The sequence below is a fragment of the Segatella hominis genome (assembly GCF_004535825.1).
GTDB lineage: Bacteria > Bacteroidota > Bacteroidia > Bacteroidales > Bacteroidaceae > Prevotella > Prevotella hominis.
In genome coordinates this window covers 19518-42660 of record NZ_SGVY01000033.1, presented here as the reverse complement: position 1 = coordinate 42660, position 23143 = coordinate 19518, and the positions used below count along the sequence as shown (strand labels likewise).

General features: G+C 43.2%; 16 protein-coding genes and 1 pseudogene. 8 read left to right on the top strand and 9 right to left on the bottom strand.

Annotation, left to right across the window (positions count from 1 at the left end; all coding sequences use genetic code 11):
- Positions 1-237: 237 nt before the first annotated feature.
- From EXN75_RS11815 to rhuM, 4 genes and pseudogenes are all read right to left on the bottom strand, one after another.
- Entirely contained in the window at positions 238-456 is a 219-nt protein-coding gene (locus EXN75_RS11815; protein WP_134843975.1) for a hypothetical protein, read from the bottom strand.
- 33 nt (positions 457-489) lie between these two features.
- Positions 490-2994, bottom strand: a complete 2505-nt coding sequence (locus EXN75_RS11810) for a T9SS type A sorting domain-containing protein (protein WP_134843974.1) — start codon at positions 2992-2994, stop codon at positions 490-492.
- 466 nt (positions 2995-3460) lie between these two features.
- A pseudogene (locus tag EXN75_RS11805) lies at positions 3461-4525 on the bottom strand (glycerate kinase family protein); the annotation flags it as partial.
- 45 nt (positions 4526-4570) lie between these two features.
- Complete coding sequence (gene rhuM, locus EXN75_RS11800; RefSeq protein ID WP_134843973.1) at positions 4571-5938, bottom strand: RhuM family protein; 1368 nt, start codon at positions 5936-5938, stop codon at positions 4571-4573.
- 223 nt (positions 5939-6161) lie between these two features.
- Here rhuM and EXN75_RS11795 point away from each other — a divergent pair, with 223 nt between their 5' ends.
- Positions 6162-7748, top strand: coding sequence for an ATP-binding protein (locus EXN75_RS11795; RefSeq protein ID WP_134843972.1), 1587 nt, complete (start codon positions 6162-6164; stop codon positions 7746-7748).
- A gap of 323 nt (positions 7749-8071) precedes the next feature.
- Here the strand turns inward: EXN75_RS11795 and EXN75_RS11790 are convergent, their stop codons facing one another.
- The 3 genes from EXN75_RS11790 to EXN75_RS11780 form a co-directional block, all read right to left on the bottom strand.
- Positions 8072-9343, bottom strand: coding sequence for a type II toxin-antitoxin system HipA family toxin (locus EXN75_RS11790; protein ID WP_118120329.1), 1272 nt, complete (start codon positions 9341-9343; stop codon positions 8072-8074).
- Between the two features lie 3 nt (positions 9344-9346).
- On the bottom strand, positions 9347-9667 hold the full coding sequence (locus EXN75_RS11785; protein WP_118120331.1) for a helix-turn-helix domain-containing protein: 321 nt from the start codon (positions 9665-9667) through the stop codon (positions 9347-9349).
- A gap of 112 nt (positions 9668-9779) precedes the next feature.
- Positions 9780-9959, bottom strand: coding sequence for a fibronectin type III-like domain-contianing protein (locus EXN75_RS11780; protein ID WP_134843971.1), 180 nt, complete (start codon positions 9957-9959; stop codon positions 9780-9782).
- 358 nt (positions 9960-10317) lie between these two features.
- On the opposite strand from EXN75_RS11780, the gene EXN75_RS11775 reads away from it, so the two are divergent.
- The 7 genes from EXN75_RS11775 to EXN75_RS11745 all read left to right on the top strand — a co-directional run bounded on the left by EXN75_RS11775 (position 10318) and on the right by EXN75_RS11745 (position 17349).
- The gene (locus tag EXN75_RS11775; RefSeq protein ID WP_134843970.1) at positions 10318-10755 is read left to right on the top strand and encodes an Hsp20/alpha crystallin family protein; all 438 of its coding nucleotides are present in this window, start codon (positions 10318-10320) and stop codon (positions 10753-10755) included.
- A gap of 330 nt (positions 10756-11085) precedes the next feature.
- Positions 11086-11979 carry a helix-turn-helix domain-containing protein gene (locus tag EXN75_RS11770; RefSeq protein WP_134843969.1) on the top strand — a complete coding sequence of 298 codons (894 nt, stop codon included), beginning with the start codon at positions 11086-11088 and terminating at the stop codon, positions 11977-11979.
- A 124-nt stretch (positions 11980-12103) separates the two neighbouring features.
- Entirely contained in the window at positions 12104-12931 is an 828-nt protein-coding gene (locus tag EXN75_RS11765) for an MBL fold metallo-hydrolase (protein WP_342776614.1), read from the top strand.
- Positions 12928-13812 (top strand): SIR2 family NAD-dependent protein deacylase, encoded by an 885-nt coding sequence (locus EXN75_RS11760; RefSeq protein ID WP_134843968.1) that lies wholly within the window; start codon positions 12928-12930, stop codon positions 13810-13812. The genes EXN75_RS11765 and EXN75_RS11760 overlap by 4 nt, the downstream gene beginning before the upstream one ends.
- Before the next feature lie 2 nt (positions 13813-13814).
- Complete coding sequence (locus EXN75_RS11755; protein ID WP_134843967.1) at positions 13815-14495, top strand: SIR2 family NAD-dependent protein deacylase; 681 nt, start codon at positions 13815-13817, stop codon at positions 14493-14495.
- On the top strand, positions 14488-15306 hold the full coding sequence (locus tag EXN75_RS11750) for a Fic family protein (protein WP_134843966.1): 819 nt from the start codon (positions 14488-14490) through the stop codon (positions 15304-15306). The genes EXN75_RS11755 and EXN75_RS11750 overlap by 8 nt, the downstream gene beginning before the upstream one ends.
- Positions 15307-15411: 105 nt before the next feature.
- On the top strand, positions 15412-17349 hold the full coding sequence (locus EXN75_RS11745) for a heavy metal translocating P-type ATPase (RefSeq protein ID WP_134843965.1): 1938 nt from the start codon (positions 15412-15414) through the stop codon (positions 17347-17349).
- A 168-nt stretch (positions 17350-17517) separates the two neighbouring features.
- Here EXN75_RS11745 and EXN75_RS11740 read toward each other — a convergent pair whose 3' ends face one another.
- Positions 17518-21558 (bottom strand): endo-beta-N-acetylglucosaminidase, encoded by a 4041-nt coding sequence (locus EXN75_RS11740; protein WP_246031387.1) that lies wholly within the window; start codon positions 21556-21558, stop codon positions 17518-17520.
- A 547-nt stretch (positions 21559-22105) separates the two neighbouring features.
- Positions 22106-23107, bottom strand: coding sequence for a glycoside hydrolase family 130 protein (locus tag EXN75_RS11735; RefSeq protein WP_134843964.1), 1002 nt, complete (start codon positions 23105-23107; stop codon positions 22106-22108).
- Positions 23108-23143 lie beyond the last annotated feature (36 nt).

Sequence of the window (23143 nt, the reverse complement as noted above, 5' to 3'; positions counted from 1 at the left end):
AGTTTTGCTTGTCTTCTTTTCGCAACACTAAGGTAAGTGAAAATTCTGACATGGCAAAATCCTGGGCAACTTTTTGTTGCTCAGGCACTTATAAATAATGTTAAACTATAGTGTTGCGGAATTAAGGATCTCCAAATTATTTAAGCAAAAAAATGTGTTATCCCAGCAGAATTTCTGCCAAGATAACACATTTTTAATATATTTTACTGTTTAATAGTACGCTACATATACTTCTGGTTACCAGTTTTCGCTGTCAAATGGATTTGAGGAACCGCCCCAATTAGGATCTGACCCCCAATTAGTGTCAGGACCAAAGATATGACCGTGATCATTACCATCTGGGTCATTAACGGTATTTGCGTTATCGACTGTCCAACTTCTGGAGTTGCTTGCCATCAGCATATTCTCCAAGAGAACCATGTGTATTTCCGGTTTAATATATTGAGTTTTCATCATAATCATCCTTTCTTATCTTCAATAAGTTAGTCTTTACTTAACAAACACTTTCTTGCCATTCACGATATAGATACCGGAAGGTAAGCCTGAAACATCGGTACTGCCGCTGCGAACGAGCTGGCCATTGAGATTGAACACACCGAGTTTCGCAAACTTGGAATCGATGCTGCTGTCTTCTGTAGCCATGATTCGCTCTACATCTGTGGTATAGTCAATGCCATCCAGGATAAACTTGGAAGTGGCTGCACCTGAAGTAGAATTGTTATATGGCTTGAACCATACGCTGAAACCACGCAAACCACGAACATGGTTACCAGCATAGACCATTTTTCCTTCATGGAAGAAATAACAACCTTTCAGATTATCTCTACCCTCAATAATCGGATTGCTCTTATCTACAGTAAAGGTTGTCTGCTCATCATTCTCCATAATACTGCCGTAGGTTCTTGCAAAAGTACCGTATGCAGCTAAAGTTCCATCTGTAACGATTTCACTTTCGCCTGGCTTATCAGCAACTTTCACTTTAGCCAAATTCAACGACCAAGTATCCTTAATGAGTCCAAAGAGATCATTCTTGTTTTGGTCATTCTTCTTGAGACTGACATTTGGAATATCAATATGATTCTCTGCGATAGTTACCTTATGCTCCTCGCTTTCAGAACCAGAACCTGTCTTATGAAGGGTTGCCGTATAGGCAGGTGTTCTCTCATTTGCCAAGTCCTTTGTAGGATAGATGATATAAGGTACGTAAGCCGCAAGAACTACGTCATTATTTCCCTTTTCTGCAATCTTTACCGTTGTAAACTGGATCTGATTTCGAGTGAGCGTGGTTAGTTCTGCCAATCGGGCATTAGCTCCGAATGCCTGAGTGAACTGGTCTTTATTCAAGTTAACTGGGAGAACGATGGTGTTCCATTTATTGATATTCTTATTGAAAGATTTCTTGTTGAGATGGAGAACCACATCGTCATAAGTTTCTGTACAGTCGAGAAGATAGTTCAGATTATCCTTGTCTTCATCCAATATCAAGTCGCGAGAGGTGGTAGAACCTGCATAGAGAAGACGGAAATCATCAAATACAGTCCACTCACCATCTTCAGCAATATTATCAGCAACAGAACCTACACGTACACCGAAGCAGATGTTACCGCCACCTTCTGGAACCTGCACGAGGACACTATTGAAGTACTTATGGCTACCATAGAATTCCTTACCAGCATAATCCATGTTCTTTTCGCTGACATGCAAATTGGTCTGTTCTGTCTGAGACATGTTTGCCGTCTGCATGACAACGGTTTCGCGGAGGGACCCATCTACTATTTCTTTATAATTTGTTGTCCCTTCTTTTGTTTCTTTCAAAAGAACAGCAAATAGCTTAGCCTTATTTGTATTAGAATAAGCCTTGCATTCGATAACATAAGAACCGCCATGATCTACGTGTACCACCTGATAGACTGCACCACGGGTATTCTTGATATCTGCGCAATAATATTTACCGAGATGAGTCTGGTAATCATTCATACTCGTATATTTGGTTCCATTGAAAGTATATGGATTATCAGATGTAACACTACCTTTATAGTCGTTTAATCCATGACTCGGGTCTGTTTTATAACGTTCCTCCAATCCAAATCGGAATAATCCAGTAGCTCCCTTCTTATAAACAGCAGTCTTCCATTTATCAAGCGCACCATTATCACGGTTGAATCCAGGGCACTCTAATTTGAATGACAAATCTAATGAACTCTTAAAGCCGAAAGAATTCTTTTGCAAATTATAAAGCTGCTCATATGAGAAGATACGCCACTTAGAGCCCTCAACACTATAGTCTTTATCAGTCTTTAAGAAAGCACCACAATTTTTATCTACATCAACCACAGAAGAGGCTGCAGAAAGGTAGTAATTTTCATATTTAGTAGAAGATTTATACCCTGATGTACTACAGCGATAAGTGTATATTCTGAAGGTATTTTTTGCATCTCCTTCAATAGGTACAATCTTCCAACCACGCTGAATCACGGTCGTATCTGTACTTGATTTATAGATATCGCGATCCACAAAGACACCATTGTTGACTGCAGCATTACCTGTATTAGAAGCATTATAGAAGTATTCCAACGAACATCCTTCCTGAGTTCCTGATGAAGCACCCTGCTTATCAATATCCTGCTGGAAATGAATCCAACCATTCTTATCTTGATAGACAGAAAGAGGCATTCCATATTCCTGAAGAGACACATGGGTTCCCCAATAGCCTCCTACATTGAGCAGCAGACCGGTCTTTACATTATACAAGAAAAAGATTTGTTTCTTATCCGTTGGAAATTCACCATGCTTACCGTTCTTTGCATTATTCGCCATCTCACTTGCAGAAATACCTTCAAGTTTTTCCAAACCATCAAAGGGTGAAGCAGAACCATTACTTTCTTGTGCCTTGGTTCCCTTGACTGCTCCGAAAAGCAAGAATATAGCCAAGAAAACGGCAAAGATGGAGCGATGCTTAAAAGCATTAAATGAGAGTAAAAACATTTTCATCATCTTTCAAAATTTAAAGTTCAATAAATAAGTAATCATCATATAATATAGGCAACAAAATGTGATAGGACATCAAGTTACTGTTTTGTTAAATCATAACTGGGTGCAAAAGTATGAAATTCCTCGTTTTTGAAATTGCAAAATGAGAAAAAATGTTTGTATTTATGGAAATTTACAACTGATGATACTACACTGAAAAATACTGAATCACTAACCATACGGATAGTCGTTTTTTCCTTCAAAACGTTCAAAACAACCATCAATCGTTCAAATAACATGTAAAAACAGAAAATAAATATGTAAAATCGTATATTTTTAAGCTTATTGTACCTAAAAATATACGATTTCGCTTTTTCTCAATCAGGAATCAATCCAAAGAAAAATTTATGATCCTCAAAAGATAGAACCGAAGAATGGCAAAGAAAGTCCTGATCATTGGCAAAAACATGGATTATTCTCTAAAAGAGGTCTAATCATTTCCAAAGAAAACTCTGATTGCATTCGCAATATTTCTTTTGGCAATTTCAGGATTCATCGCCTCCTCTAAATCCATATTCTGAGGAGATACGGCAAGAACCTGATCAAATCCTGCATCAAGAAGCGCCTGCTTTTCGCTGACTCCTCCAGATACCAACCAGATTTGCTGGTCTGTCGTGGCTTTATTTTTCAAGACATGTTCCAAAATCCGCTGCGGCAACTTTCCCATCAAGGTCTGTCTGTCGCTATGTCCTTCACCCGTTATCACGAGATCAGCATCCCGAATCATCTCATCAAAGCCGATTTCTCGCAACAGAAGTTCGGCTCCAGCAGAAACCTCTGCACCAAAATATTGCAGGAAAGCATAGCCCAAACCACCGGCTGCACCAGCACCAGGCACCTCACTCCTATCATAACCGAAATGCTTGGCACTCACCTCAGCAAACTTCCTTGCCCGGGCATCCAGCATTTCCACCATCTCAGCATCAGCTCCCTTCTGAGGGGCAAAGACATGAGCCGCCCCGTTTTCGCCACAAAGCGGATTGGTAACATCCGAAGCCAGCACAAAACTGCATTCCTGTCGGATTTTCTTCCAGTCGTCGCCCATTGCCTTGAGCATTCCGATACCGCAATCGGATGTAGCACTTCCGCCCAATCCTACGATGAAATGGCGCACGCCCCGGCGATAAGCATTCAATATCATCTCGCCCACGCCCCAGGAAGTAGCCTTAAAAGGATTGCGCTGTTCTGGCTCAATCAAAGCCAGTCCGGCAGCCTGCGCAATCTCAATAATTGCCGTATCATTCACAATTCCATACTCAGCCTCAATCCATCTCATCAGGGCATCATGGGCATGAATGCTCACTCGCTCTCCTTTCATCGCCGAGAGAAAGGCATCGAGCATCCCCTCTCCCCCATCACTCATTTCGAGACAAATGATTTCGGGGGAAGCATCTTCAGAATCCACATTCTCTATTCCAGAAGAAGCATCTTCCGAATCCCATTCCTTTAATCCCGAAGCAATCGCCTCATTCGCCTCTCTGCTCGAAAGGCAACCCTTATAAGAGTCTCAAGCAATTATTATTTTTTTCATGCTTAATCATCAATTATCAAACAACCCCAATTCTCCTTTTAACCTCATCACTTCCTTGTCAAAATCCGACAAGAACTCACGGTCTTGAATCACCCTGAACTTATCATATTCCTCATAAGCTTTCAACCGAGCTTCAAGAGCCGAAACCTTTCCCTTATCTATCAAAATTGGATAAGATGATAATTCAAGAAAACCATCCAAGAACTTGACCCATTGTTCCATAGTCGTTGGAATATGGCGTTTGGCACGATTGGCAGCTAAGTCGATATAAGCAGAAACAATACCATTCAATTCCTTCATCTGTTCTATATGCAAATAATTCTTTGCTATTGTCACATCCGATTTCAACACCTTACCATCGGGAGCTTGAGCCCAAGAAGTTAATCCCATGTGTTTCTTGGTTGCATCAGCAGAAGAATAAACGATTTCTGCTGCCGTCTTACCCGTTATTGCCCAATGCAACTTATTCTGTACCTTGGCATAAAACTCCTGCGTTGTAGTAGCATTCTTCTGATAATCGCAAGCCGTGGCATAAATATCTGTTATTTTTTGATAAGCCATACGCTCGGATGCTCGAATCTCCTGAATACGTTCCAGCAACTGGTCAAACTTCACCTGAACCTGCTTTCCACCTTGCTTAAAACGCTCATCATCTAACACGTAACCGTTTCGGATAAATTCGCTCAAGGTATTGGTTGCCCATTGACGAAAACGAGTTGCCTTGTAACTGTTCACACGATAGCCCACCGCAATAATCATATCCAGATTATATACATTCATTTCGTATTTCTTCCCATCATCCGCAGTTATCCAAGATTTTTGGATAACTGAATATTTATTGAGTTCTCCGCTGTTCAAGATTTCATTGATGTGATAGCTCACTGTTCGCACATCTACTTGAAAGATTTCTGCAATTCTCTTCTGTGTCGTCCAAACCGTATCTCCATCAAAGACTAATTCCACTCTCAGTTTTCCTTCCGAATCAGAGAAGAACACAATATCCGTATTGGTATAAGTATCAGCATTTTGTAATGAAGAAGATAAATTCTGCTTACCAGAAAAATACTCTAATGCAGGCAATGCATTCTCTTTCTTGGAACTGAGCGACATAGAAATAAGAAGGCAAGCATAACGGGAAAGATGGTAGGACTTCAGCTTTCTCTTTGCCTCACTACCAATAGTAACCATTTCGTTGACTTCAACGAAATGGTCTTCTACATTCTTATTGTTTTGTACACATAAGACCTTAGCCTTATCTATGATTTTGCTAAAATTACGATAATCTGCATAACCAATAACAGACGCCAATTCCCTAGCCGACCAATATTCTTGTCCAGCCTTATCCATCTGTCTGATACTATCAAATATCTTATTCATATCCTATTTATTTTATCATTCCCTAAAGCATCACCTATGAGGAATGACGCTTTCCCGCCCGCAAAATTAGCCATTATTCCTGAAATCACAAACCTTTTTGGGAAAAACATTCAAAAACAATTCCGCTTATACGAAATACCACGCAAAAAAAAACTTAATCGCTGCCTATATTCCAAAAAATATTTGTAACTTAGCAGCGTGAAACGTAAAATCAAGTGAGAATATGGCAGAAATCGTAAATAAATATCCTGTAGGAATACAGACTTTTGAAGAAATCCGCACGAAAAATTATCTCTATATAGATAAGACTAAATACATTGTGGATTTTAGAGAAAAAGGTATGAAATATATTTTTCTGAGTCGTCCTAGGCGATTCGGCAAGTCGCTTTTTGCCTCTACGCTCCAGGCTTATTTCGAGGGCAAGAAGGAACTTTTCGAAGGATTAGCCATCGCCGACTATGAGAAAGAATGGGTGAAGCATCCTGTGCTCCATTTCGATATGAGCGGCGCCAAGCATTTTGATGCTGATGCCTTGAAGAATTATCTTAATCTAGAACTTTTACCTTACGAAGAACTTTATGGTAAGGGGGAAGGCGAGATTCACCCTAATGAAAGACTGGAAGGTATTATTAAGCGGGCTTATCAGCAGACTGGCAAAAAAGCGGTTGTCACCATCGATGAATACGACGCCCCTTTGCTTGATGTAGTTCACGAAAAAGATAATCTGAAGCAGCTAAGGCTCATCATGCAGAATTTCTACAGTCCGCTGAAGAAACTCGACCCCTATCTGGAATTTACGTTCATCACAGGCATTACCAAATTCTCACAGCTCAGCATCTTCAGCGAACTCAACAACCTCGACAACATCAGCATGCTCGACCAATATTCTGCCATCTGTGGCATCAGTAAGACAGAACTTACCACCGCAATGAAACCAGATGTGGAAGGATTGGGAAGAGCGCTCGGCCTGACATACGAACAATGCCTGGAAGAATTACGACAGTATTACGATGGCTACCATTTCAGCGAACATGCAGAAGATGTATTCAATCCGTTCAGTCTGATCAGGGCAATGAACAGTCAGAAGATAGATTCCTACTGGTTTGGATCGGGAACACCAACCTATCTGATCAAAACCCTGCAGAAACACCATGTCAACGTGATGGAGATTGAGAGAAAGGGAGCTAGTGTTGACGACTTCGATGTGTCGCCTGAGCAGGTAACCTCAGCCCTGCCATTGCTCTATCAGAGCGGTTATCTTACCATCAAGAAATACAGTCCCATCACCAAGAGTTACAGGTTGGGCTACCCAAACCAGGAAGTCAAGATCGGAATGCTCAAGAGTCTGGCTCCCAACTATCTGTCACCCTTATCCATCGACAACAACGGACTGGTGAATGAATTTGTAGAAATGCTTTACGAAAATGATCTTGAGGGTGCCATGGTTCGCCTGAAGGCTTATCTCTCCAGCATTTCCAACCGCCTGTCGAATAAGAACGAAAGAGATTTTCAGACGGTTTTCTATCTGATTTTCAATCTGATGGGCGCCCTTATCAAGGTAGAAGAAGATAGTGCCATAGGCAGAGCCGATGCTGTGCTCCAACTGCCAGACACCACCTATGTCTTCGAACTGAAGTATGATGGTTCGGCAGAAGAAGCCATCAGGCAGATAGAAGAAAAGGGATACCTGATTCCTTATTCAGCCAACGGCAAACGACTGGTAAAAGTAGGTGTCAACTATGACAGCAACCAGCGAACCATCGGAGACTGGATTATCAAAGAAGATAAAGAAGGATTAAAGAAGGATTGAAGAAGAATAAAAGAAGGAAATTGGCAGTAAAGTTTAAAATATTTATACTTTACTGCCAAAAATGGGAGGCTTTTCTTAAGCTGGATGCTCTCGTTTTATTTCCCGAATCTGGAAGTATGAGCCCACTTTAAAAAGTAAGGCCTGTTTAAAATGTTTATATTTCATGGCAATTTCTCGAAAGATATTCACCAGCGGAGCCAATTGCTATGTTTCACTCAGCATGACCACACTGGTCATGCTGGATTCAAAATATGCCCCTTTTTAAAGTGAGCTCTTTTCTCTTAATTCGAACAGTATAACCCAAATTATAATGAAGTAAATATTCAAATACTTTCATTATAATTTAGGTTAAACTTGAACCTATCCTTAAACATTGCTTGCTCTCTTTGTGGAATTTGCAATTGCTTGGCAAGAGCTTCCCAATTGCTCACGGCAGTTTGTACATCCTTGATGATGCCCTGAGCCACCTTTCGATTAATCATATAATCCTCACATGACTCCAACAGCACTTGAATGTCCGCCTTATTGGAAACGGCATTGATAAGCAAGCTTTGGTATAAATTGTTGGTTGGATTCATGTCGTAGGCCGGGGAGAGCGTCCATCCTTTGGGTGTCAACAAGAATCCATGGTTGCGGAAATGATCGTCTGAGTTACCTATGCAAATATTGAAGGCGACCCTACGATAGAGCTCCCGTAAATTCGTCTCTACATCACAGCATCCTTGTAGAATGAAATCCACAATATCCAGATAACCGTAACCACCTTGTGCGTTGTCTCCATCTTTAAGTCCCAGCAAAGACATACAGGAGGCAAAATGGATTCTCCGGCCTTCATCCGTTCTGTCAAAACGCTTGGATAAGAGGGTATGATACTTACCCAATCCTCCCCACAAACGAGTCTCTGCCACATGGATACCAGCTTGTAGGGCCAGCAGATGAGAGAAATGCTCCCATAATCCTGCATCATAATCGTCATTCCGAGATGGGAATTTGGCGATGCAGAGCCTGCCTTCCTCATCCAATACGCCTGCCTTCGGTCTTGCGCCACCAAGTGATGTTCCTGGCTGTATCAGCTGGGCAATCCACTTCTTTTCAGGCATGACATCTTCCTCCTCACATTTTTCTATCTCTTGACTGGCATAAATAAGCTCTCGTATTTCCGTCAATGGTGGAATTTTTAGAGAAGGAGAAACATTGATGAACCCCCCATCCTTTTCTTTCTTAAACCTGAAACCACCCATTCGGGAGAAATCATCAATACCCACCAAGTAATCGAAAGAAGACAGGTTACGTGGAGCCCTTTGCTCTTCCTCTGCTTGCAACTGCTCCCTCCTCTTGAGGAGAGTCCTTCCCCATCTATCAGGCAAAGCGTCGGCAAAACATCCAAAAATATCATTGCCAGGCAAGGTGTATTGCATGCCGGGATAGTTGTTGATGTCTTCCGAGAGTTTGATTCCTGCATGAAGGTTGAGCCAATCGTTGTCAAACTTGAAGGCATAACTATCCGAACCACGTAACTTTTCGTAACATAGTTCCCCTATAAACTCTGGCTCCTGCAGCCAGTTGAAATCTCCAAAAACGAACAGTTTCTCCATTCCTTATTCTTTTTTAGTTGCCCTTTGACGATTTTTCAACCCCAAGTCTTGCAAGGACCTGCCGAGTTTGTCATCCTTGGCAAGCAGCAGAATGTCATCGTCCAACTGTAGTGCATACAACACTCGCAGGTAGATGCCTATTGACACTGTCGGCATCCCCTTTTCCACCTTGCATAAAGTTACCTCCGAGCATGTAGCCCTTTCAGCCACCTGTGCCATGCTTAGGTTTCGACGTAGCCTAGCCAACTTGATTTGCTCGCCAACGATAGCCATTTTTTGCAACAACTTCCTGGGAAGTTTGTTTGCCATTGTACTCTTAGACATACTTATATACTTAATTATAATGTGCAAATATATGAAAAATACTTCATTATAATATGGGTTAGCGTGAATAATTAGGAAAGATTAAGATTGCAATTACAATAACCAACTCATCCTAAGGTACCTGTTGCTTCTCGCCCGCTTTCAAAACAATGCGCTTGAAGGCTTTCAAGGTCTTGATCGGTCCCTCAGCATCATCCATTCTACGGATGTAAACCTGCGCAACTTCCGTTCCTTCCCTATTACCTTTATTAGATAAAGAGAAACTCAAGGAATAAGCCGAAGAATTCTTCATTTTTCTTAAATGTTATAATCTTTGTTCTTGTGATTGTTTTTAATCTCGGTGACAAAGTTACATCTTTTTTTGAAACCACCGCACAAATTGGCAGCAAAGTTTAAATTATTTAGCTTATTATGTCAACTTTGTCATATATCAGCCGCTGGCACGCAAGTTGCTCAACATGAGAGTGAAAGCTGAAGCTAAAAGATGAAGAAGTTCGAAAGAACGACGGAGTCTTGAGGCAAAGGCAATCGAAAAGAAAAGATAAAAATAACATTATCAATAATAATAAATAATAAATAACAAACAGAAATCCCGACGGAGCCGCAAGGAACCGAGAGGACGAGTAAAATAAAAATTGGAGGTTTTAATTATGTTGTTAGCACGTAGAAATAATAATTCAGATTGGTTGAGTAACATCTTTGATGATGTATTCTTTGATACAGAAGCAACACCACGTATGAATGCTACAGCTCCTGCCACTAATATCAAGGAGACAGATAAAGATTACATCATGGAGGTTGCAGCTCCTGGCTTGAAGAAGGAGTGGGTTCGTGTAAACATCGACAATGATGGTAATCTGAACATCGCCATCGAGAACAAGATGGAGCACAAGAATGAAGATAAGCACGAGCACTATCTGCGCCGTGAGTTCTCTTACAGCAACTACCAGCAGGCCTACACACTCCCTGAGGATGCCGACCGTGAGAAGATTTCAGCAAAGGTAGCTGATGGTGTTCTTGAGGTTCAGATTCCAAAGCTTACTCCTAAGGAGGAGACAAAGGCTACCAAGAATATTGAAGTCAAATAATAATTTCGCATAAATGATTGAGGGCAGATTCCAAAGCAATTTGAAACCTGCCTTTTTTTGTGCCCTTACCTGAATCATCGCATTTTTCATCTACCCTATTATAATGATTTTCATCTATCCATCGGGTTATTTCTTCCATAAATCTTGCGGTGGTCATAATTAATTTGTAATTTTGCAGGCTGGAGAGCAGATATCAATGCTTCTGCTTATCCGTAACGGACAAGATATGGGCTATCATTTTCTGTTGCCCATACGCCACATAATGTATATTTATAAACAGGCAAGTAGATATTTATTCACTTGCGAAACTTCAGATTAAAGATTAAGATTATGGCAAAGCAAAGACAGCGTCTGGTAGAAGTGCCATTCAATAAGACGGATTGCGGCGTAGATTTCTACATCAACACAGCTTATGGCGGAGAGTGCCCTTGGGTGCTTACGGAGCATGAAGTGTTCAAGACCGACTTCTTCGAAATATTTTTCATCAAGAAAGCTAATGGCTACGTGCTGATAGACTACAGGAAGATAAACCTGAAAGACGGCATGGTGCTCATTGTGAAGCCACACCAGCAGCAGGAATGGCACATTGATGAGGCGGCTCTCGACTACGAGTTTTTGATATTCCGTGAAGATTTTATGCGAACCTTCATTGCCGACAAATTCTTTGTCTATCGACTGCAATACTGCCAGCAGACCGAAACACCGCCCTATTTGATGTGTTCAGAAAATAAATGCGAAGAATATCAGCGGCTGCTCAAGAAAATACGGGCAGAGCTTCGGCAGCCTCAATCCGACAGCTACAACATCATCGTCAGCGTACTCTACTATCTGCTGGCAATCATGAATCGCCATTACACCCTTGAACATCAATTGCCTCTAGCTGCTCCTAAGAATTATTATGCCTTTCAGTTTGTGGAATTGATGGAAACCCACATCTGGAAGTTGCAACGTGTGCAGGACTACGCCTCACTGCTCAAGATTAGCCGCATCACCCTGAACCATAGCGTGATGGCGCAGTATGGAGTGTCGGCTACCTATTTGCTGAAACAGCGACTGCTGGCAGAAATCAAAAACGAGCTTCTGTTCACCAGCAAGTCTATAAGTGAGATAGCCTACGCTTTCAGTTTCTCCGAACCACCCCACCTGATGCGTTTTTTCAAGCAGCAGACGGGCAAGACATGCAGAGAATTCCAAGAGGACTATAAAAATGGTGTGTATGAATGAGAATGATTTATCATTTTGGTAGTTTTTAGCGGTTTTCTGGTATCTGATAAATCAGCATTTTCTCATACTTTTGCAGTCGAAATAATGAAGGTAAATATTTAATGAAAATAAAAATCACATAAGTATGAAGAAAATGATTTTAATGCAGACTTCAATGTCTGCTTTTACTCAGTTGAATGCAAAGAACTACATCCGCCTCATTCGCAACGCTACGTTGAAGATGGAATATGCAGGTAAGCAAATTCTTGTTGATCCATTGCTTGGTGCCAAAGGCTCTTCCGTGTCGGCTCTTGGCGTAAATCCAAATCCCCGAGTAAACTTGACGATGCCCGTGGAAGAAGTGCTTGATGGACTGGATTTCACACTCTTGACTCACAACCATCCTGACCATTATGATGAAACTGCAGCCAAGCTGATTCGCAAGGATATGCCTTGGTTCGTACAGACTGAAGATGTAGAGCAGGTTAAGGAGAAAGACGGTTTTTCTCGTGCAGTGGGCATTGCAGACTGCATTGAGTATGAAGGAATCACCATTATCCGCATCAGAGGTAATCATGGACGTGGACAACTTGGTGAGCAAATGGGACCAAGTTCTGGTTACATTCTCAAAGCCAAGAAACAGCCAACCATTTACATTATGGGCGATTGCATTTGGGATGAGAAGACCCAGATAGCAGTATCAACCTATAAGCCAGATTATATAGTAATCAATACTGGTGGAAACATTTTCCTTCCACAATCAAAGACAGATGGAGATATCACGATGAATGAAATGGAAGCTATGCAAATGCTGAAGGACTGCGATCCTCAGATTCGTTTTATTGCGGTTCATATGGATGCCATAGATCATGGACAGACAACAAGGGCTATTCTCCGTAATCAGGCTGAATACGAAAAGGTGGATAAAAAACGCCTGATGATACCAGAAGACGGACAAGTATTGAAACTATGACACTGATAGAAATACTGAAAAAGAATATTCAGGAGGCAGAAGCCATCATCGTGGGTGGTGCCTCTGGATTATCGGCAGCGGCAGGTTTCCGCTTCTATTATATGAGCGATGCCACATTCAAACAGATAGCCGGACAGTTGGGCGAGAAATATCATGCTGATGGTTTTTTCCCACTGTTTTATCATCCGCAAATCAAAAAAGGGGAGCTATGGGCAGCATTGCTCCGCGAGTACAAATACTTGTATGAGTGTCATACGGGTGAGCCATACGAGGATCTGGCTAAACTACTCAAAGGCAAGAACTATTATATTGCCACCACCAATCAGGATGCGCAGTTTTTCCGCACCTTCCCTGCCGAGAAGATTACTCGCATTCAGGGAGATTTCCGCTACTGGCAGTGTAAACATACTTGTACAGACGAGATCTATCCCAACAAGGAAAAGGTGTATGAGTTGCTGGACAAGATAGAAGGTGACAGACTGCCCGACGACCTGATTCCCCGTTGTCCACATTGCGGTACGGAGATGGTTCCATGGTGGCGCAGTCGTGAGTTTCTGGAGGGTAGCTATTACCGAAAAGAAATGCAACGCTATCTGAATTTCCTCAAGGAGAACATGAACAAGAAAGTGCTTTTCCTTGAACTTGGTGTGGGTATGATGACTCCAATGTTTATCAAGGAGCCATTTATGAACATGGTATATCGCTGGCCCAATGCCACTTATGCTGTAATCAATCCAAAGGATGCTTATGTTCCAAGGGAGATTGCCAAAAAGAGTATTGCCATTAAGGAAGATATCGCTGTGACATTAAAGAAACTGTTGGGCAAACCGGCAGATCATATCGTATCAGATACAAGTTTCGAACCAGGAAGGATATATTAAATATGAATGCAAATATCACTCTTGCCCAAGAATGGATTGCCCAAGCAGATGCCATTCTCATAGGAGCCAGCAACGGACTCTCTATCGCCGAGGGCTATCATATCTTTGCCAACAACGAGATGTTTCGAAGGCAGTTTGGCGACATGCAACAGCAATATGGTTTCAGAAATGTTGTGGAAGGTCTTTACTTTCAATATCCTACTGCTGAAGCACGCTTAGAGTTCCACAGACGATTGGTGAAGTTTTGGGTAGACGATTACCAACCTTCACAGGTAATGCATGACCTCATGAAAGTGATTGGCCAGAAGGATTACTTCATCCTTACCAGCAATGGCGACTTGCATCTGGAGAAATCAGGGTTTGATGAAAAACGCATCTTCGAGATAGAAGGTGTCATGACCGACCTTTTTGCAGCGCCAGACCCCAAGAAAAAAACACTCTTTCATCACTTTCTTACAAAATATTCTGGCAAAAAACTCGTTATCTTAGAGTTGGGTATTGGTTCGCGCAACCGACTCATCAAGCTACCTATCATGCAGCTGGCTTATCGTGAGCCGAATGCTAAATATATCACGCTCAACATGCCTCAAGAGCTCAATATTCCACAGGAGATAGCAGAAAAGAGTGTGGGCATTGCTGGCGATATAGCCCAGTCGCTCAAAGAATTGAATTCAAATGGATAGACAAGGACATTACAGAACTATAGGAAGGGACGAGAGAGCATACCGCTCTTTCGTCCCAACCCCTTTGCAGGATATTCACCTGGAAATGGATGAAGAAATGCAAACACTGCTTGCTCAAGCACATGAAAGATTGAAGAATCGCAACCTCTCTGATATGGATGCATTGCAGAAGGAAGAAGTTGAGAATTCCATGAATCTGGTATATGGCGAAAAGAAGTCTTTAGCCTTAGCTTTCTTTGAAACAGATGATAAGGAAGATAAGGAAGACAAGAAACGCAAATTAGATGAACAAAACCTTCTTCAAGCCACAAGATTTGCCGTAGAACGCATGCAGAAACTGCCTATTAGCAGCCGATTGCTCAAGGATGTACACTGGGTAATGATGCAAGGTGAGCACAATGAAAGGAAATACCCTGGTGAGATGCGCACCTCACCTATCTGGCTTGGAACAAAAGATGACACACTGGCAACTGCTCCCTTCATTCCACCTGTCTATGAGGATATGGCAAAGTCTATTGCCGACTTAGAAAACTATATCCATTACGAAGAACAGACTGACGCCCTCATCATGGCGGCGCTCATTCATTATCAATTTGAAATGATTCATCCATTCATCGATGGAAATGGAAGAATAGGCAGGTTGCTAACCCTGCTCTTTTTGATGGATAGGAATGTCATCCAACAACCTGTGCTCTCGCTTTCAAAAAATCTGATGAGCAGTTCTTTCAAATACTTCACCAACATTGCTTCTGTTGAAGTATCTGGAACATACGAAAAATGGGTGAAGTATTTTCTACAACAATTACATTAAATGTTTAATTGCATTATTAGAGCACTGAATTAGAGCACTGAATTAGAACACTGAGCCCACTTTAAAATGCAAGAAATAAGAATAGGATTTAAAATAGAACAAAAAATGAAGAAAACAATTCCTGTAATAGGCATGGCTTGCAGCGTATGCTCTGCCAATGTAGAAAAGAAGCTGCAGTCGCTCGAAGGCATCAACTCCGCCTCGGTTTCCCTGGCGAGCCGAACTGCCCTGGTAGATTATGACCCCGACATTATCTCTCTGGAAGATATGAAACGGGAAATCAGCAACGCCGGCTACGACCTCGTTATCGAAAACGACAGAAGCGTGGAGGAAATCAACCGCCGTGAGTTCACCCTCCTGCGCCGCCGAACCCTGGCTTCCTGGCTCTTCGCCATCCTGACCATGTGTTTCTCCATGGGCTGGATTTCCCATACAAGTTCCTTCGCCAACCAGATCTGTCTGCTCCTGGCACTCGCCAACCTGCTCTACTGCGGCAAACAGTTTTATGTTTCCGCCTGGAAGCAGCTCCTGCATCATACGGCAAACATGGATTCGCTCGTAGCACTCAGCACCCTCATCGCCTTCCTCTTCAGCACCTTCAACACCTTCTTCGGAGAAATGGTATGGGGAGCGAGAGGCATAGAATGGCACACTTATTTTGATGCTTCCGTGATGATCATCACCTTCGTGCTGACCGGCAGATGCCTGGAAGAAAAGGCGAAGGACAGTACGGCGAGCAGCATCCGACAGTTGATGGGAATGCAGCCGAAAACCGCCCGACTGGTGACTTACGAGAAGATAGAAGGCACCAACGACTACAAGATGGAGGAAGTGCCGATTTCCACCATTCAGATAGGCGACATGATAGAGGTAAGAGCCGGCGAGAAGATTCCGGTGGATGGCATGGTTACCCAGGCAGAGAGTTTCATGACTCCCGATGCTGCCTATGTAGATGAAGCGATGATCAGCGGCGAACCGACTCCGGCGATGAAAAAGGCAGGCGACAACGTGCTGGCTGGCACCATTCCGAGTCAGGGAAAGCTCCGCATGAGAGCCAAGCAGATTGGCGAGAACACCGCCCTGGCGCACATCATCCGAATGGTTCAGGAGGCACAGGGCAGCAAGGCACCCGTGCAGCGCATCGTGGATAAGGCGGCTCTGATTTTCGTTCCAGCCGTGGCAGCCATCGCCCTCATCACCTTTTTAATATGGTGGCTGATAGGCGGCAACGCTGCTCTTCCGCAGGCCATCCTTTCAGCCGTAGCCGTATTGGTCATCGCCTGTCCTTGCGCCATGGGCTTAGCTACTCCTACCGCCCTGATGGTAGGCATCGGCAAGGCGGCGCAGAAGCAGATTCTCATCAAGGACGCGTCGGCGCTGGAGAATCTCCACAAGATCAACGCCCTCGTCATCGACAAGACCGGCACCCTCACCATTCCTAATCAGAACATCGATTTCACCAAGCAGGAGGATTTGGACTTAGAGACAAGAGAGACCCTCAAGCCTCATGCCCAGGAAGCGATGAAGCAGTTGCAGGAAAGGGGAATAGAGGTCTATATGATGAGTGGCGATAAGGAGGAAGCGGCTCATTATTGGGCTGAGAAAGCCGGCATCAAGCATTACCAGAGCAAGGTGCTGCCTGGCGACAAGCAGGCATTGGTAAAGAAACTTCAGGACGAAGGCAAGCAGGTAGCAATGGTGGGCGACGGAATCAACGACACCCAGGCTCTGGCCCTTGCCAACGTGAGCATGGCGATAGGAAAGGGAACGGATGTGGCGATGGATGTGGCGCAGATTACGCTGATGAGCGACGACCTGCTGGCGCTTCCGGAAGCCGTAAAACTGAGTCAGAAGACGGTTCACATGATTTGGCAGAACCTCTTCTGGGCATTCATCTACAACATCATCTGCATCCCGTTGGCAGCCGGAGCACTCCACATCTTCGGCATTGATTTCCAGATAACCCCAATGTGGGCAAGTGCCCTGATGGCCTTCTCCAGCGTAAGCGTAGTGCTCAATTCGCTGAGATTAAAATTGTCGTAAATAAAATAAGGCTGCCAGCGATGTTTATAAAATACTGTCGGTATGCAGCAAAATCATCATGAAATAAAGCCTTCATGATGCTTCATATTAAATAGGGGTAGGACGTGAATCCTACCCCTTTATTGTTTGTATTGATTGCTTCTGTATTGATTACTTAGCAATACTCATTTACTTGATAACAACCTTTCTTGTAGTACCATCAGCCATCTTGATGATGTTGATGCCCTTCTGCAAGCTGTTGATCTTCACACCATTGATTGTGTAGATGCCTTCTGCTGCATTTACTGCAGGACGGTTCTCGATATTCTCAATGCCAGTAGCTACACCGCCAGTACCCTTTCTTGAAATACCCAAGACAGTGATAATACCTGCACCACCATAGCCTTTCGTGAACTCAACATACTTCACTTCCTTAGACTTATCAACCTTTACACTGTACTCATAGAGACGAATCTTGCCTGTATCGATATCGTCTTTGTAATATGGAAGGCTCTGTTTTGTGATAATACGACCCAAACCATATACAGCTTCGCTACCCGATGGAGTTTCAGCAAACCAATCCTGAGGAGTGAAACGATCATTATAACCATGAGTTCCGTCTGTGTAATATGGACAAGCCACAAGACTACCAGAACCATTGGTTGAAACAACGAGGAAGTAAAGTTCCTCACACTTCTCTGGAGTCACGAAGTTCAGATTACCAGTTGAGTAGTAAGATCTGAGAGTGAGAGCATTCTTCTGACTGAAGTCTGCCATCTGGAACTGAGTTCCCTTCGCTGTTGTCACGATACCATCGCTGCCACAAAGTGCACCTTCCTTTTGAACACCATCAGTGTAGAATACCCAACCCTGGTTGTCAAGAATATCATCACTGAAACTCTTAGAAGGCTTACCCTCTGCGATAACATCCACATTCCAACCTGTCACTGCTACTGGAGCTACAGCTGGCATAGCAGCAGCAAACTGCTCATAAGCCTCAACCTCAGCCAAAGAAGGATAGAAGTATGGATTCAAGTTACAGATCACTGCGATATACTTAGTCTCCTCGAAGTCTGGCAAGATGTACTCCAACTCAGAAACCTCACCCAGGTCAGAGAATGTCTTCACGCGCTTCAAGTTATTGATATCGTTACCTACAGCGATGCTAATCTCCTTGTTGACGATACCTGCTTCATCGTTATCATTTGTACCCTTGTTGTTGTTAGGGATGTGGATAGCAACCTTAGAGAGATTCCAAGACTTGCCCTCTGGTGCAGTAAAGATAGCCCATGCGTCATCTTTATGAGTAGAAGGTGTCTCGATTGCTCCAAGAGCCTCAGCAGCCTTGTCACCATCTGTCAAGCCAGGGATATCGAACTTGTCGAATGCAACACCGAATCCACCATCACCCTGATAGTGACGAACCTCAGCAGTAGCACCTGTCAAGACATTAGGCTGTGTATTAGAGTCGATGCTAATATTCACAACACGCTCCTTATATGTACCACCATTGTCAACAGTGATAGTAACTTTCTCAACACCCATCTTCATACCTGCTGTTACAGGGATAGTGAATGTGCAGTTAGCCTGATCTTCTGTGATAGTACCCACCTTCAAACCAGCAGAAGACTTCACGCGGCAAGAGAATTTAGGATCTCTTGGATCACCATTCAAGTCGTAAGTTACAACGATGTTCTGTGTCTCACCAGCGTTCATCTTCATCTCAGAAGAAGGAACCGAAATAGACATATTGTTGTCCTCAGAACCATATACTTCAAACTCCCAAATACGGAGAGTACCGTTAGCCTCAGGAATCAACTTCACGTAACGTGCCTTGTAAGGAGGAATGTAGTCGGTCTTGACGCTCTCGCTTACACGATTTTCAGCATCAACCACTGTTGTCCAGGTCTCACCGTCGTTAGACAACTGAATCTTATAGTTGTTGATCTGTTCAACACCACTCTCAGGACCATAGTTACCATCATAGATACGGAAACCATAGATACGATATGCGCTCTGGCAATCGAAGATAGCCCAACGTTCGCTCTGCAATGTACACCACTTATCACTGGTTTCGGTTGGATAAGTTACGCCATCGATAATCTTCCAAGGTGTCTCTTTATAGTTGGTAGAGTTAGAGTAGCTAACCACCTTCTTGTCTTTTACTACGTTGTAAACAGTAGCAGCGTCTTCTTTAGCAATAACGTCGATAACTTGCTTTGTAGTAGTAGAAGTACCAACAACGTTAGTAACCTTTACAGTAACATTCATCTTACCTGGCTTCTTAGCCACTACCTGGATAGTCTCCTCATTAGTAGGAGTACCTGGCTTGAAGTCCAAGCCCTCTGGCAAAATCCACTCCCAAGCAGTAGGTTTACCTGTACCCTTGGCTGTGATAGATGTAGTTTCACCAACTTCGAGGTAACTCTTACCCAAAGAGAAGGTAACTACAGGAGCAGTACCCTTAGGATAGTCAAGCTTGATGCTCTTAGCAGGCTGCTGCTTCATATCCTTCATCACTGGAACTACTTCCATCTCGAGGAAATTATCTACGCCATTACGAACGAATGTAGGAACATAGAAAGCCTCGCCACGAGTCTGACCTACCAAGATGCGCTCGCCATCTTCATGCTTCTTATAGATATCGAAGTGATCGAAATCATCGTTATAGGTATAGTCCCATGTCAGACGCACATCGTTCTTTTCTGCACCGAGAGTTGTGGTTGATGCAAGATTCTCTACTGCGACAGATGCAGGAGCATAACCTGCTGGCAATACTGCGAGCTCACCGAGTTTCAACTCATAATAAGGAACCTCTGTCTCACCCTTCATGTTGAGAGCAATCATATAGATGGTCTTGCCATTGAGTGATGTCAAGTCGTAGTCTGCGATGGTCCAGCCGTTCTTCTCTGTTACTGTAGCATCGGTCAGAGTTACATCTGGGTTGACAGAACTCTCTGTAGCCAACTTCATCTCTACACTACCAGGAGTAGTGGTCTTGTAAACAATACGGAGAGTTCCACCTGATGTTACAGGAATCATCGTCTTGTAGAGACGCATGAGGTGATCACCTGTTGTCAAGCTACCGCTCACCTCGATGCTTGAACCATAGTTGTAAGCATCATCCCAGTTGATAGAAGCTGTCAGGTTGCCCTTGTTCTCTATCCACCAGCGCCATGTTGGCATGATGCTCTGTACACCACTATGATACCAGTCTTGTGTACCATTCTTGATACCCTCTACAAAGCGGTGCTTACCCACACCTACGCAGAATGAGCTGACGAAAGGCATATTAGTGATAGTAGAACGCTCCAATACGCGGTTGGAAATTCCTGGCCAAGATGTGGTAGATGTGACTGTTGGGTCACCTTCCTGATTTACCCACATCTGCTCTTCATTTTTAAAGGTTTTCTGAATAGCAGCATATGCGCTTGGACCTGTATCATCACTACCAAGAAGGTTCTTTACATTATCCTTCCAGATACGCTCCTCTGGGCAGAACAAGTCAATAGAACCTACGTGGCCGGTCGTTGGCATAGATCTGTTGAGGTAATAACCGAATCCGGTATGACCACTACTTACCACCTGGATACCTGCATAGATCTTAGAGAAAGTCTCTTCCTCTGTACAGCCCAGCTGGCTTGCCTGACTACGATAATCGCCATTAGCTCCATACTCCAAGAACTGAGAAGTATTCTTATGTGACTTCAGAATGGTTGGACTTGGTGAACCAGATGCATTGTACCACTGGATTTCCATGTGGCTATTGCCGTCTGCATCAGCGAGTGCATTAAACTCTTTGATGAAACCAGCCCATTCTGAGAGAGTAGAGCCACCAGACTCCTGGTTGATAAACCAACCATCGAAGCCCATATACTTAGCGATTTCATACAATTTCTTGGCAAAGATGTAAGAGCCATTCTCCTTGGTAAGCATTTCACGAACCCAAGCCTGGTTTCCTCCGAAAGCATAAGGAGGGAAGAATATCTGACCGAGAGATTTCACACCACTCTGGTGAGCTGCATCTGTAGATGGTGCTGGTGGAGGAATAATAATACCCTCGCTGGCAGAACCTGCCCAATAAACGAGTTTATCCATATACTGCCAGTAAGTTGGCTGGTATCCCAAGAAGTTGTTAGCGCCCTGAGATGGGCAAGAACTACATGTAGGGAAAAGAATGGTTGCATTACATACCTGTCCCTCATAGAACTGATTTTTATTGGCTTTCATCAAGGTAGGCTCCTTGAAACGTTTTGCCAATGGCACCTTAGAACGGTTGAACTTGGCATTCTTGTCAGTTTCTGGGGACTAGTTCTTGACGTGTTCCGGATGCCAGCAACCACCATAAGGCTGTTGAGCACTTGCTGTACCTCCAAATATAATGGAGAGCATTGCAACGCTAAAAAGTCGATTTAGTCTCATACTTTAAAGGTTTAAGTTAATATTGTATAGTTAATAATTTATTTTCTGCTTTTGAGTATCTCGCCGTTTTTGAGATTTTTTCCTCGTTTTTAGCTATTTTCTGCACTTATAACAAGAATAAAAACCAAACTACTTAGTCAAAATGCATTTTTTTTATTTTTTATTCAAAAAAATACCGCTATAGCTATGCTCACGCAAAACTATAGCGGTTTTAATAAACCTAAACTAAACCTAAAAACAACTTTTTTTAGATAAATAATACATCTTAACTTAACATCAATTTATAGCCTTATTGAAAAATCTGTTTTATGAAATAGATATTGATTATGAAAAATCTATATATTTTCTGAAGATTCTACTTGATAATATTGGTACGGCGGATGAAGTCGATGATTTCCGGTACATAACCGAAGGCTAATCCGGTAACGGTATCTGCACAACCATAATATACAGCTATGCGACCCGTCTCTGCATCACAGAGAGATGCGCATGGGAAGCAGACATTAGGTACATCTCCTACACACTCATAGAGCTCCTGAGGAGTAATCAAATACTGACCTGAACGGCCCAATACTTTCCACGGTTCATCCAAATCGAGCAAGGCTGCACCAAAAGCATAAACATATCCATTACAGGAATGGAGCACACCATGATAGAGCAACAACCAACCCTCGGAAGTCTCAATAGGCACCGGGCCAGCACCTATCTTCATACATTGCCAAGCACTCTCCTCGAAAGCTGCAGGAGCCATCACATGACGATGATGCCCCCAATACTCCAAGTCGGGTGACTCGCTATAGAAGATGTCACCGAAGGCAGTATGACCAGTATCACTCGGACGACTCAGCATGGCAAACTTGCCATTGATCTTGCGAGGAAACATCACGCCATTGCGATTGTATGGCAGGAAAGCATTCTCTACCTGATGGAAGGTCTTGAAATCCTCTGTCCATGCCACACCAATCGTTGGTCCATGATAACCATTGCACCAGGTGACATAATACTTTTCGCCTATCTTGCACACACGAGGGTCGTAACCATAAACCCACTCTCCTACCTCAGGATCATCACACTCGAAATGGATGGTGTCCTCATCAATGTCCCAATGTACGGCATCCTTGCTGAAACCGGCATGAAGAGTCATACGGCGATTCTTGTCATCACATCTGAATACACCTGCAAAACCATCCTCAAACTTAACTACTGCACTATTGAAGATACTATTGGAGTCGGGTAGCTGATTACGCTTGATAATCGGATTCTGGGAATAGCGCCAGAGCGGCACGCTGCTTCCTTCTGGTCTGTCTTCCCATGGAATGTTGGGAAGAGCAGAACCTATGATTTTAATTTCTTTCATTGTCGTTACTTTTTAGAAAAATCAATTAGTGACTGT